The organism is Sulfitobacter sp. W074 (genome assembly GCF_025142275.1).
In the GTDB taxonomy this organism is placed as follows: domain Bacteria; phylum Pseudomonadota; class Alphaproteobacteria; order Rhodobacterales; family Rhodobacteraceae; genus Sulfitobacter; species Sulfitobacter profundi.
In genome coordinates this window covers 2266511-2278701 of sequence record NZ_CP081130.1, presented here as the reverse complement: position 1 = coordinate 2278701, position 12191 = coordinate 2266511, and the positions used below count along the sequence as shown (strand labels likewise).

Genomic DNA, 12191 nt, shown 5'->3' with positions numbered 1-12191 from the left:
TACGAGGGGCGCTATGACAACGCCCCAAACCCCCTCCGCCCCGCAGCCTGCCACGCTTCCCGTGGTGCGCCTTTTGCCCAAGGCCAATGCCCGCGCCATCCGCCACGGCTTTCCTTGGGTCTATGCCAATGAACTGGTCACCGACCGCCGTACGCGGGGGCTTGCCCCCGGCACGCTGGCGCTGCTGGAAGATGCTGACCGCAAGCCCATGGGGCTGGTCGCGGTCAATCCGACCTCCAAAATCATCGCCCGGATGATCGACCAAGACGCAGAGGCGCAGGTGGATCAGGCGTGGTTCGAGGCGCGCGTTAGTCGCGCCCTTGCCCTGCGCAGCCAGCTTTACGATCAACCCTATTACCGCCTGATCCACGCCGAGGCCGATGGCCTGCCGGGCGTCATCATCGACCGTTTTGGCGATACCTGCGTGATCCAGCCCAACGCCGCTTGGGCCGATGCGCTGCTGACACCGCTGGTGGCCGCTTTGCAATCGGTGACCGGCGTGACCAACGTGTTGAAAAACGCCTCTGGCCGGACGCGCAAGCTTGAAGGGCTCGACGATGCTTCGTCCACGTTGGTGGGGGAGACCCCCGAAGGCCCGCTGCCCGTGCCGATGAATGGCGCGACCTATATGGCCGACCTTACCGGCGGGCAGAAAACCGGTCTGTTCTACGACCAACGCCCCAACCATGCCTTTGCCGCCAATCTCGCGCGCAATGGGGCACGGGTGCTCGATGTCTTTGCCCATGTCGGCGGCTTCTCCCTCGCCGCTCTGGCGAATGGCGCGTCATCAGCACTGGCCGTCGACGGCTCCGCCCCCGCCCTGGAACTGGCCGAGGCCGGAGCCGCCGCGATGAACATGCAAGACCGTTTCGCCACCCGCCAAGGCGATGCCTTCGACGTGCTCACCGCCCTGCGCGATGAGGGCGAGACCTTTGACGTGGTGATCTGCGACCCGCCTGCCTTTGCTCCCTCGCGCCAAGCGGTTGAGGCGGGGCTGCGCGCCTATGAGCGTGTTGCGCGTCTTTCGGCGCAATTGGTGGCAGAGAATGGTATTCTGGGTCTTTGTTCCTGTTCCCACGCCGCTGATCTGAACCAATTCCGCACCGCTTCCGTGCGCGGCATCGGTCGGGCCGGACGCCGTGCCATGCTGCTGCACACCGGCTTTGCCGGGGCGGACCACCCGCAACTGCCGCAGCTTGCGGAAAGCGGCTACCTCAAGTCGCTGTTCTTCCGCCTGTGATGGAAACGCGCCCCCGCGTGCTGATCGACACCTGCGTGCTCTACCCCACGGTGATGCGCGAAATGGTGTTGGGTGTGGCAGCAAGGGGCGCGTTCGAGCCGGTCTGGTCGGCGCGTATCTTAGAAGAATGGGCCCGCGCGGCGATCAAGCTTGGGCCCACGGGCGAAGCACAAGCGCGGGCCGAGATCGCACTGCTGCGCGGCAACTGGCCGGGGGCCGAACGCGCGGCCTCCCCCAGCCTACAGGCGCGGCTTTGGTTGCCGGATGCGAATGACATTCACGTTCTGGCCGTCGCCGTGGCCAGCAGCGCCGACATGATTCTGACGCTGAACGCCAAGGATTTCCCGCGCCAAATCCTTGCCGAAGAGGGGTTGAGCCGGGCCGATCCTGACAGCTACCTGCATGGGATTTGGCAAGCGACACCGGAATTGGTCGCCCCCGTGGCCGACGCCGTCTTGCAAGAGGCGCGGCGGCTGTCGGGCGAGCAATGGGAGATGCGCGCTCTGCTGAAAAAGGCACGGCTGCCGCGGCTGGCAAAGGCTCTGGCCTAGCCCTCCCACCGCAGTTGCAGCTTGCGCAGCTCGGCGACACGTTCCTCGGTCTTGGGGTGGCTCAGCAGCCACGCGGGCGGGCGTCCAGCGCCGTTTTGGCTCAGCGCGTCCAACTTCTCGAACAGGGAAATCTGTGGGCCGATGCCGATGCCCGCTTTGGTCAGCAGGGCGGCTGCATAGGCGTCTGCCTCATACTCATCCCCGCGTGAGAGGCGGGCAGCCAGCAGGCTGGTCAGCCCGTTTGCGATCAGCACACCGATCCCGGGAATGATCCGCCCAAGCACCATCGCCAGCGCCGTGCGCAGGGCGTTTTGGCCCGAGAAATCGATCATCCGCCGCCGCGAATGGCCAAGCGCCACATGGCCCAACTCATGCGCGATGACGCTCGCCAATTCCTCAGCCGTTACAGCACCTTGGCGAAACTTGTTGTAAAACCCGCGGGTGATGAAAATGCGCCCATCGGGTGCTGCCAGCCCGTTGACCGGTTCGATCTCATAAAGATGCACCTTGATGCGCGGCAGGTCCAACGCCTTGGCCATCTTTGCGCTCATGTCGTTGAGTTTGGGGTCCACCAAGGGGGTCGATTTCGCGTCCAACTCGCGCGCCGTGCGCCAAGCGGAAAAACGATACATGGCCAGCGCGTAAAGGATGGCCAGCAGGATGGGGAGAAAGCGGATCATGCCCGCAATATGGGCGCGCCGAGGGCCGGGGGCAAGCGGAACAAGGCCGCGCCCCCGGTTCCATGTCATGCGATCAGACGAGTTTTGCGTCCATCGTGATCTCGGCGGTCAGCAGCTTGGAGATCGGGCAGTTCTCTTTGGCGGTCATCGCGGCTTTGTCGAAGTCCTCTTGGCTCGCGCCGGGGATGCTGGCCTCGACCGTCAGATGCACTTTGGGCACGTGGAAGCCGCCGTCTTTCTCTTCCAGATGCACTTCTGCCTTGGTCTCGATGCTGTCGGGCGTCAGGTCGCTTTGCCCAAGGATCATCGACAGCGCCATGGAGAAACAAGACGCGTGGGCAGCACCGATCAGCTCTTCTGGGTTGGTGCCTTCCTTGCCTTCGAAACGGGTGTTGAAGCCATAAGGCTGGTCAGACAGCACACCGCTTTGGGTTGAGACATGGCCCTTGCCCTCTTTGAGCGAGCCTTCCCATTTTGCGCTGCCGGTTTTCACGATCGAAGCCATTGGAATATCCTTTCACTGAGCTTGCGTTCGTCCCCTCAACTGGCGCAGGGCGGAAAGGTTTCAAGGCCGAGCGTTCAAGATCGCGTCATGGTCTTGATGCCCCGGCTCAGCCCTTCGAGGGTCATCGGCACCATGGCCTCGGGGCCGAAAATCTCTTGGATCATCGCGATCGACTGGGTGTAGCCCCACTGACGTTCCGGCACCGGGTTGATCCACAGATGGTTGGGCCATTGATCCCGCGCACGGGCGAGCCATGTGGCGCCGGCCTCCGCGTTCCAATGTTCATTCGCGCCACCCGGATAGGCGATTTCATAGGGCGACATGGAGGCGTCGCCCACGAAGATGCACTTGTAGTCAGACCCATAGCTGCGCAGCACCTCATGGGTGGGGATTTGCGCGTCCCAACGGCGGCGGTTGTCGCGCCAGACGCCTTCGTAAAGGCAGTTGTGGAAGTAGAAATGCTCAAGATGTTTGAACTCGCCCCGCGCGGCGCTGAACAACTCTTCGACGACCTTCACATGCGGATCCATGGAGCCGCCGATGTCGAGAAACAGAAGCACTTTCACGGCATTGCGCCGCTCTGGCCGGGTTTTCACATCCAGATAGCCATGCTCTGCCGTGGCGCGGATGGTGCCGTTCAGGTCGAACTCTTCCGCCGCCCCGTCGCGTGCCCAGCGACGCAGACGCTTTAGCGCCAGTTTGATGTTGCGGGTGCCGATCTCGACGTTGTCATCGAGGTTGCGGAACTCGCGCTTGTCCCAAACCTTGACCGCGCGTTGGTGGCGGCTTTCCTTTTGGCCGATCCGCACACCTTCGGGGTTGTAGCCGTATGCGCCAAAAGGCGAGGTGCCCGCCGTGCCGACCCATTTCGATCCGCCCTGATGCCGGCCTTTCTGCTCTTCTAGCCGCTTTTTCAGCGTCTCCATCAGCTTGTCGAAACCGCCCGCGGCTTCGATCTCGGCCTTTTCTTCTTCGCTCAGATGCTTTTCGGCCATCTTGCGCAGCCAGTCTTCGGGCAGGTCCACGGCCTCGAGCACGTCATCAAGGCTGATATTCTCGAGCCCCTTAAAGGCCGCTGCAAAGGCGCGGTCGAACTTGTCGATGTTGCGCTCGTCCTTCACCATCGACACGCGGGCGAGGTAGTAAAACGCCTCAACGTCATAGGTGGCCAGCCCCGCCTTCATGCCCTCCAGAAAAGCCAGAAACTCGCGCAGCGAGACCGGAACACCGTGGCGGCGGAGCTGATCGAAGAACGGCAGAAACATCAGAGGCTCAGCGCGCGGTCCAAAAGAACCGTGGCGATCATGCCGACGATCAGGAAGGCAAAGCCGTAGCCCGTTGCATATTGCGCGATGTCTTTGCGGTTGCCGCCACGTTTGCGGGCCGTCAGCCCGCCGATTACCGCGCCGATCAATGCCAATCCGAGTGCTATCATAACCTATTGCCCGTCTATTTTGCGGACCTATCCATTGCGCGGGTTCAGGGACGCGATCTCGCGCAGCTTGGCCCGCACGGCCCAGTCAGGGCCAAAGCCGTATCGCGCCCAGCCGATGCTGTCCAGCCTGACGCGGCGCGCCTCAATGCCGCGGCCTTCGATCTCTAGCGCTTCGGCCTTGAGCAGCATGAGCGTGGCCAGAAGGGCGGCGTTTTCGCTGGCTTCGGCAATGGGCAGATGCGGCTCAATCAGGGCGAGCGCGCCTGCGCCATCGCCAATGGTCACCGCATAGCCCGCCCGCTGCGTGGCGACATAGGCGCGGTGCAGCGTGGTGCCGGGGGTGCGGGCATAGAGGGTGTCTGCCATCTGGTAATGCGTCTGCGCGGCGGCAGGATCGGTCATCTGCGTGACGCGGCCCATGGCGTAGTGCGAAAATGCATGGCGGTTGTCCTGCCAACCCTGCGCTTGGGCGACGCGCAGCGCGTCTTGGGCCGCAGACATCCGGGCGTTGCGGCCCACGTCGCGGCCAAGGGCCGTCTGGATGGCCCGGCTCCAGACCTGCGGCGTGGCGCGCGCGGGGCGGGGGGCAACAGTGCCGCCGCCGGGGTTTAGCCGCGCCAAAATGCCCGGCAGGCGCGCGGCGACCTCGTCGCGGGTCATGCCAGAGCGCAGCGCCGGGTCATTGTAGATGCGCAGCACCAGCATGTCGAAACCGGTCAGCACCGTATGCACATTGTCGTCGTTAAAAACCGAGTCCGGCAGGCGGTAGAGATCGTTCAGCGGCCCAAGCGCTTGGGCCAGTTCCTCATGCAGGCAGTCGCGGCTTTCTTGCGGGCTTACGTCGTTGGGTAGAAAAATTGCCAGCTTGCGCCGCTCGGTCAGGCGGGTCCAATCGGTCGCGGCGGAACGCCTCGTGCGGCGGTATTCCTCAAGTGTGCTGACATTTGGCACCACGAAACAGGCCGCTTGCGGCAAGAGCCGCCGGATCTGGCTGCGGTTCACCGCTTGAATGGTGATGCTTGCCTCTCCGCCCGTGACCTCGCGCAGTTCAATCCCGGCTTCGCTGCGCAAACGGGCGAGCAGCCGTGCAAGGTCCGGCCCCAAGGTCGCGGGCGGCTGACCCAGAACGCGCAGGGTGATCGGCCCCTCAAAACGGGTCAATACGGGCAGGGCACGGCCACTTTCCATGCGGAAGGACAGATCCAGGAAATCCTCGGCCAAGGCAGCATTTGACACATGCGGCGCCGTGGGGCGGGCTTGGGCGAACTGCTTCATCGGGGGCAGAGTGCTGTCGGCGATCACCGCGCGGGTTGCCACCTCGGAATGGGAGGCCGGCACGCAGGCGTTCAGCAACATCATCAGCGGCAGGATCAGCCGCGCCTTCACCCCGCGCCTCATGCGCTTGGGCCTTTGCGCGGCCTATTCCGCTGTGATCTATCGCAAACTGCGCATGGCGCTGCCGCTGTCTGTCCTTGCATTTGCCTGCCCCATCGGTCGTTTAAACCCGGGTCTTGGTGCCCGTGATTGACCTCAGCCTAGGCAGGCGAAAATTCAAAAGCGAGGAAAATACCCGCTTTTGACGTAAAGTCGCATGGGTGTTGCCGCTCTACCGCTGGCGGCGCGCCATAAAGGCCAGCCGCTCGAACAGATGCACATCCTGCTCGTTTTTCAGCAGTGCGCCATGCAGTTTCGGCAGGGCGTTGGGGCCATCCTTGGCCAGATCTTCGGCGTCCATATCCTCGGCCAGCAGCAGTTTCAGCCAGTCCAGCACCTCGGAGGTCGAGGGCTTTTTCTTTAGCCCCTGTTGTTCGCGGATCTCGTAGAACTGCGTCAGCGCGGTGGTCAGCAGTTGCTGTTTGATGCCCGGATGGTGCACCTCGACAATCTGCTTGAGCGTCTCCATCTCTGGAAAACGGATGTAGTGAAAGAAACAGCGGCGCAGGAAAGCGTCGGGCAGTTCTTTTTCATTGTTGGAGGTGATGATGATGATGGGGCGTTGGCGCGCCCGGATCGTCTCGCCCGTTTCATAGACGAAGAATTCCATCTTATCGAGTTCCTGCAACAGATCGTTGGGGAATTCGATGTCGGCCTTGTCGATCTCGTCGATCAGCAGCACGACCTTTTCATCGGCATCAAACGCCTGCCAAAGCTTGCCCTTGCGGATGTAGTTCTTGACGTCATGCACGCGCTCATCGCCCAATTGGCTGTCGCGCAGGCGGTTCACGGCGTCGTATTCGTAAAGCCCCTGTTGCGCGCGTGTGGTCGATTTGATGTTCCATTCGATCATGCGCAAACCCAAGGCATCGCTGACCTGCCGCGCCAATTCGGTTTTGCCGGTGCCCGGTTCGCCTTTTACAAGAAGCGGCCGCTCCAAGGTAACCGCTGCATTGACGGCAATTTTCAGGTCATCGGTGGCGACGTAGTCTTTGGTGCCTTGAAATTTCATCTTGTTTTCAACCTCGTGTGACGGGCGCTTGATCCTTGGCCTTTAACCAAAAATCAAAGGGATTGTGTAGTGACAATTGTAACCCGCTCAGATAGACGCTGCGGCAGGGAAGATGTCGGGAGACAGGCCTTTTTAATGTCTGAGTTGAAAACCGCCGGGGAAAAACAAATGAAGCAGGAAGTTTTCCTGCCGGACGATTATCGTCCGGCCGAGGACGAACCATTCATGAATGACCGTCAGCTTGAGTACTTTCGTCGTAAGCTGATCCACTGGAAATCGGAACTGTTGGCAGGCAGCCGTGACACCATCGAAGCACTGCAGGACGGCACCCGGAACATTCCGGATGTGACCGACCGCGCCTCGGAAGAGACCGACCGCGCGCTGGAACTGCGGACCCGTGACCGGGCCCGCAAATTGGTCGGCAAGATCGACGCGGCGCTGCGGCGGATCGACGAGGGAGAGTTCGGTTACTGCATGGTCACCGGCGACCCGATCTCGCTCAAGCGGCTGGACGCACGGCCCATCGCCACGATGACGCTGGAGGCGCAAGAGCGTCACGAGCGGCGCGAGAAAGTCCACCGCGACGACTGACATCACCTGAAACATCACACGCCGAGGCTCATGCTTCGGCGTTTGTGATTGGGGCGCGGGGCCAGCACGATCCGGAGCTTGTGAGCTGGGGTCTACCAGCTTGCCTACGATCTGGGGCCTGCGATCTGGGGCGTGAATGAAACCTTCTAATGCAATTGTCGTGGGCGGCGGGATCGGCGGGCTGGCCTTGGCCACGGCACTGGCCCGCAAGGGCGTGGCCGTGACCCTGCTTGAACAGGCCGCGCGGTTTTCCGAGATCGGCGCGGGGCTACAGATCAGCCCCAACGGCCTTGCCGTGCTGCGCGCGCTTGGGTTGGAACATGGGCTGAAGGCCCGCGGTGCCGTGCGGGGGCAGGCGGTGCGCCTTTGCGACTACGCGAAAGGCGCGCAGGTGGCCCGGCTTGATCTGACCCGCTTGGCCAATGATCAGCGTTATTATTTCCTCCACCGTGCCGACCTGATTGATCTGCTGCGGGAGGCCGCGCAGCGCGCCAACGTGAGTTTCGAGACCGACGCGCAGGTCGCCTCGATCCATCCCGGTGCCTTGCCGCAGGTGCAGATGGCCCGTGGCGGACGGCGGCGGGCGGAGTTGGTCGTGGCCGCCGATGGCATCCACTCGGTCGGGCGGGTGCAGTTAAACGGGGCGGATAAGGCGCGGTTCTCGGGGCAGGTGGCATGGCGTGCGCTGATCTCCAATGACATAGGCCACGGCCCAGAGGCGCGGGTTACCATGGGGCCGGGGCGGCATCTGGTTAGCTATCCGCTGCGCGAGGGGCGATTGGTCAACCTCGTCGCCGTGGAAGAGCGCGCCGATTGGGCCGCCGAAGGCTGGCATCACCATGACGATCCCGCCAATCTACGCCAAGCCTTCGCAGGTTACGGCGGAGAGGCGGCGCAGATGCTGGGCGCGGTGCAGGAGGCGACCCTCTGGGGGCTGCATTACCATCCCGTCGCCGCCAATTGGCAGGCAGAAGGCGTGGCGCTGTTGGGCGATGCGGCCCATCCAACGCTGCCCTTTCTGGCGCAGGGCGCAAATATGGCGCTAGAGGATGCTTGGGTCTTGGCCGACTGCCTGACCCGCCAGCCCCGCGACGCAGCACTTGGCGCTTATCAAGCCGCCCGCATCGACCGCGCGCGGCGCATAGTCAAAACCTCGGAAGGCAACGCGGCACGCTATCACCTGCGGTCCGGCCCGGTCCGGTTTGCGGCCCATACCGGGCTGCGCGTCGCCTCAAAACTGGCACCCGGCGCGATGCTGGGCGCGTTTGATTGGCTCTACGCTCATGACGTCACCAAAGCGTAAAGGCCACCGAGCTTAGCCGGTGGCCCAATTGGTCAGCCTGCCCGTTGCAGCATCCCGAAAAGGTCTCGCGGGTCGTCCGGGTCGGCCAGCAGATCAAGCGGTTGGAACAGCCCCGTCTCGGCGATTTGATCACTGACATAGCGCAGGGCCGAGAAATCCTCGATCGCGAAGCCCACGGAGTCGAACAGCGTGATCTGCTGCGCATCGCGGCGGCCTTCGGCCTGACCGGTCAGCACCTGCCAGATCTCGGTCACCGGGTGGTCGGCCTCAAGCTGCTGGATCTCACCCTCGATGCGGGTCTGCTCGGGGAATTCCACGAAGATGCCCGAACGGTGCAGGATCGCGGGCGCGAGTTCCGTCTTACCCGGACAGTCGCCGCCGATCGCATTGATGTGCACGCCAGAGCCGACCATATTATCGGTTAGGATCGTGGCATATTGCTTATCCGCGGTGCAGGTGGTGATGATCTGCGCGCCCATAATCGCCTCTTCGGCGGTGTCGCATTCCACCACCTTGATGCCATGGCCCGCCAGATTGCTTGCGCATTTGGCGGTCGCCGCGCGGTCGATATCGTAAAGCCGCACCTCATCCACGCCGCAGATCGCCTTCATCGCAAGGCTCTGAAACTCGGACTGCGCGCCATTGCCGATCATCGCCATGACATGGCTCCCCTTGGGCGCCAGCAACCGGGCCACCACGGCAGAAGTCGCCGCCGTGCGCAGGGCCGTCAGGATCGTCATCTCGGTCAGCAACACGGGGTAGCCGTTGGCCACATTGGCCAGCAGGCCAAAGGCGGTCACGGTCTGAAAGCCGTCTTTGGTGTTGTCGGGGTGGCCGTTGACGTATTTGAAGCCGTAAACATCGCCGTCCGAGGTGGGCATCAGTTCGATCACGCCCTTCTCAGAATGGCTCGCCACGCGGGGGGTCTTGTCGAAAAGCTCCCAGCGTTTGAAGTCAGCTTCGATATAGTCGGCCAGCCCGCGCAGCATGTCTTCGACGCCGATATGGTGGATCAGTTTCATCATCTGATCGACGGAAACGAAGGGCACCAGTGCCTTGTCGGAGGGGTTCAGATTGGTCATATTCAGGTCTTTCTATCAATAGGCACGGGTGGGGCGGTCGAACACGCGGCGGCCAAAGGCCGAGGCGGTGAGGTCCACCATCAGTTGCGCGGTGCGGCCCCGCTCATCGAGGAAGGGGTTCAGCTCAACCAGATCGAGCGAGGTCATCAAGCCGCTGTCGGAAAGCATCTCCATCACCAGATGGCCTTCGCGTACCGTGGCGCCGCCCGGCACGGTGGTGCCCACGGCAGGGGCAACGGAGGGGTCGAGGAAATCCACATCCAGCGAAACATGGAGCATGCCGCCCGCCGCTTCGACCTTATCAAGGAAGCGCTGTAAGGGTTTGGCAATGCCGCTCTCGTCGATCTCGCGCATGTCGACGTAAGTCACGGTAGTCTCCTGCAAGGCTGCGCGTTCGAGGGCGTCGACAGAGCGCAGCCCGATCATGGCGATATTGTCATGGGGCAGGGGCGTGTCGATCTTTGGAAAGCCGTCGAACCCCTCGCGCCCGGTGACATAGCCCAAGGGCGTGCCGTGCAGGTTGCCGCTGTCGCTGGTCTGCGGCGTGTGGAAATCCGTATGCGCGTCGAGCCAGAGCACGAAAAGCGGGCGGCCTGCCTTTTCGGCATGGCGCATTGCGCCCAAGACGGTGCCAAGCGCCAGCGCGTGGTCGCCGCCCATGAAGATCGGCAAGCCGTCGTCCATCGCCGCATCGGCAGCAGCGGCGAGGCTCTCTGTCCATGCGATGGTCTCTTCCAGCGCGTGCAGTTTCTCGTGCTCTTTCGCTTGGAAGGGCGCGGGGGCGACATTGCCGCGATCGGTGACGCTGTGGCCAAGATCGCGCAGGGCACGTTCGAGCCCCGCAGTGCGATAGGCATCCGGCCCCATCAGGCAGCCGCGACGGCGCTTGCCGCTGTCCAGCGGGACGCCCAGCAAGATACAGTTTTGTGGGTTCGACATGGGGGACTCCTGAGCTGTTTGAACTCAGATAATCCGCGCATCTGTCTAACGACAAGCCGTCAAACTGACCGTTTCGGGGGCGTTTTTAACAAACTGAAAGAAAGAGCTTCCAGTTTGTCAGTTTTTTGCTGGCTAGGCCGCTTTGCGCGCCGCCGCGACCCAAAGACCGACCAAGACGAAGGAGAAAATCGCGTTCCATCCCGCCATCGACAGGCCCAGAAATTGCCAGACGATCTCATCGCACATGACCAGACCGCTCGGGCCTTCGGTGGAGAGAAGCGACCCGCCGTCAAGGCTGCCCAAGTCCATGCCACCGCCGGTGCAGGAGCTCGGCCCCGGCCACCAGCCCCATTCGACCCCTGCGTGATAAACGCCGATCAGCGCCGTCACCGCCGCCGCCAAGGCCCCCAGCCACGCCAGCACGCGCGGACCGCCAAAGAGCACGATCGCCCCAATCAGCACTGCCGCCGCATGGGGCCACCGCTGCCAAAGGCACATCTGGCAAGGCGCGTAGCTGCCCAGATGCTGGAAACCAAAAGCACCCAGCAACAGCGCGGCTGAGCCGAGTGTTGCCAGCGAAGTCAAAGTCTTACCTGTCATAGAACCTTTACCACCATGAAGCCGCCAATCAGCAGGGCGACGGCCAATGTGAACATCAAACCCAAGCGCCGTTCAATGAAATCTCGGATCGGTGCGCCAAAGCGCCACAGCAGCCCCGCCACCACGAAGAACCGCAGCCCACGGGCAAGGATCGAGGTCATGATAAAAGTGCCCAGCGGCATCCCGGTCCAGCCCGACATGATCGTGATGACTTTGTACGGGAAGGGGGTGACCCCGGCGACCAGCACCGCCCAAAAGCCCATGTCGTTGAAACGGGTGGAAAATTCTGCCATCGCGTCGGACTTGCCCAGACTCGCAAGGATCGGCTGTCCAAGGCTCTCAAAGGCCAGCCCGCCAATGGCATAGCCCAACAGCCCGCCCAGAACGGAGGCCAGTAGCGCCACCCCCGCGATCAGCCACGCGCGGTTGGGGCGCGCGATGATCATCGGAATCATCAGGATATCAGGCGGGATTGGAAAGAAAGAACTTTCGACAAAAGCGACAACGGCAAGCGCCCAGAGGGCATGGCGATGTTGGGCCAAGCCCAGGGTCCAGTCATAAAGGCGGCGGATCATTTAGGGGGCTCCGGCTGTTTTATATGCCTCACCATGTCGCGCGACCAAGGTCAAGCGCAACGCTGTGCAGAAACAGGGTGAAAATCCACTTGCCCCACGCGCTTTTGCAGGCTACATCGCCCCACGTGCCCAAGTGGCGGAATGGTAGACGCAGGGGATTCAAAATCCCCCGCCGCGAGGCGTGCCGGTTCGAGTCCGGCCTTGGGTACCAATCGCAAGTCTTTGTATTTGCTGACAGAAGCCG

General features: G+C 62.7%; 14 protein-coding genes and 1 tRNA gene. 5 read left to right on the top strand and 10 right to left on the bottom strand.

The genetic code is table 11. The features are described 5' to 3' along the window. Positions 1 to 13 precede the first annotated feature (13 nt). Together K3762_RS11275 and K3762_RS11270 are read left to right on the top strand one after the other, a co-directional pair. Positions 14 to 1240, top strand: coding sequence for an RSP_2647 family RNA methyltransferase (locus tag K3762_RS11275; RefSeq protein ID WP_132444554.1), 1227 nt, complete (start codon positions 14 to 16; stop codon positions 1238 to 1240). Next, positions 1240 to 1791, top strand: a complete 552-nt coding sequence (locus tag K3762_RS11270; RefSeq protein WP_120351272.1) for an RSP_2648 family PIN domain-containing protein — start codon at positions 1240 to 1242, stop codon at positions 1789 to 1791. Before K3762_RS11275 ends, K3762_RS11270 begins: the two co-directional genes overlap by 1 nt. On the opposite strand, the gene K3762_RS11265 is transcribed toward K3762_RS11270, so the two are convergent. The 6 genes from K3762_RS11265 to K3762_RS11240 form a co-directional block, all read right to left on the bottom strand. Beyond that, the gene (locus K3762_RS11265; RefSeq protein WP_209218094.1) at positions 1788 to 2471 is read right to left on the bottom strand and encodes a M48 family metalloprotease; all 684 of its coding nucleotides are present in this window, start codon (positions 2469 to 2471) and stop codon (positions 1788 to 1790) included. The genes K3762_RS11270 and K3762_RS11265 overlap by 4 nt on opposite strands. Before the next feature lie 73 nt (positions 2472 to 2544). After that, entirely contained in the window at positions 2545 to 2976 is a 432-nt protein-coding gene (locus tag K3762_RS11260; RefSeq protein ID WP_132444555.1) for an OsmC family protein, read from the bottom strand. Between the two features lie 74 nt (positions 2977 to 3050). Further along, on the bottom strand, positions 3051 to 4241 hold the full coding sequence (locus K3762_RS11255) for a VWA domain-containing protein (RefSeq protein ID WP_132444556.1): 1191 nt from the start codon (positions 4239 to 4241) through the stop codon (positions 3051 to 3053). Continuing rightward, positions 4241 to 4411, bottom strand: coding sequence for an apolipoprotein acyltransferase (locus K3762_RS11250; protein ID WP_067630337.1), 171 nt, complete (start codon positions 4409 to 4411; stop codon positions 4241 to 4243). The genes K3762_RS11255 and K3762_RS11250 overlap by 1 nt, the downstream gene beginning before the upstream one ends. Before the next feature lie 27 nt (positions 4412 to 4438). After that, the gene (locus K3762_RS11245; RefSeq protein ID WP_132444557.1) at positions 4439 to 5809 is read right to left on the bottom strand and encodes a DUF2927 domain-containing protein; all 1371 of its coding nucleotides are present in this window, start codon (positions 5807 to 5809) and stop codon (positions 4439 to 4441) included. A gap of 208 nt (positions 5810 to 6017) precedes the next feature. After that, positions 6018 to 6857, bottom strand: a complete 840-nt coding sequence (locus K3762_RS11240) for a MoxR family ATPase (protein WP_260009492.1) — start codon at positions 6855 to 6857, stop codon at positions 6018 to 6020. A gap of 168 nt (positions 6858 to 7025) precedes the next feature. On the opposite strand from K3762_RS11240, the gene dksA reads away from it, so the two are divergent. Beyond that, entirely contained in the window at positions 7026 to 7448 is a 423-nt protein-coding gene (gene dksA / locus K3762_RS11235; protein WP_067941887.1) for an RNA polymerase-binding protein DksA, read from the top strand. Positions 7449 to 7584: 136 nt separating this feature from the next. After that, positions 7585 to 8751: an FAD-dependent monooxygenase gene (locus tag K3762_RS11230; protein ID WP_260009491.1), complete on the top strand. Its 1167-nt coding sequence runs from the start codon at positions 7585 to 7587 to the stop codon at positions 8749 to 8751. A 32-nt stretch (positions 8752 to 8783) separates the two neighbouring features. On the opposite strand, the gene K3762_RS11225 is transcribed toward K3762_RS11230, so the two are convergent. From K3762_RS11225 to K3762_RS11210, 4 genes are all read right to left on the bottom strand, one after another. Next, the gene (locus tag K3762_RS11225; protein ID WP_260009490.1) at positions 8784 to 9833 is read right to left on the bottom strand and encodes an ornithine cyclodeaminase; all 1050 of its coding nucleotides are present in this window, start codon (positions 9831 to 9833) and stop codon (positions 8784 to 8786) included. A 15-nt stretch (positions 9834 to 9848) separates the two neighbouring features. Beyond that, entirely contained in the window at positions 9849 to 10772 is a 924-nt protein-coding gene (gene rocF / locus K3762_RS11220) for an arginase (protein ID WP_132444560.1), read from the bottom strand. A 132-nt stretch (positions 10773 to 10904) separates the two neighbouring features. Further along, positions 10905 to 11372 carry a disulfide bond formation protein B gene (locus K3762_RS11215; protein ID WP_260009489.1) on the bottom strand — a complete coding sequence of 156 codons (468 nt, stop codon included), beginning with the start codon at positions 11370 to 11372 and terminating at the stop codon, positions 10905 to 10907. Further along, a complete protein-coding gene (locus K3762_RS11210; protein ID WP_067941874.1) occupies positions 11369 to 11947 on the bottom strand; it encodes a YqaA family protein in 579 nt (192 codons plus the stop codon). The genes K3762_RS11215 and K3762_RS11210 overlap by 4 nt, the downstream gene beginning before the upstream one ends. Before the next feature lie 127 nt (positions 11948 to 12074). Here K3762_RS11210 and K3762_RS11205 point away from each other — a divergent pair. Further along, a tRNA-Leu gene (locus K3762_RS11205) sits at positions 12075 to 12158 on the top strand. The last annotated feature ends 33 nt before the right edge of the window (positions 12159 to 12191 follow it).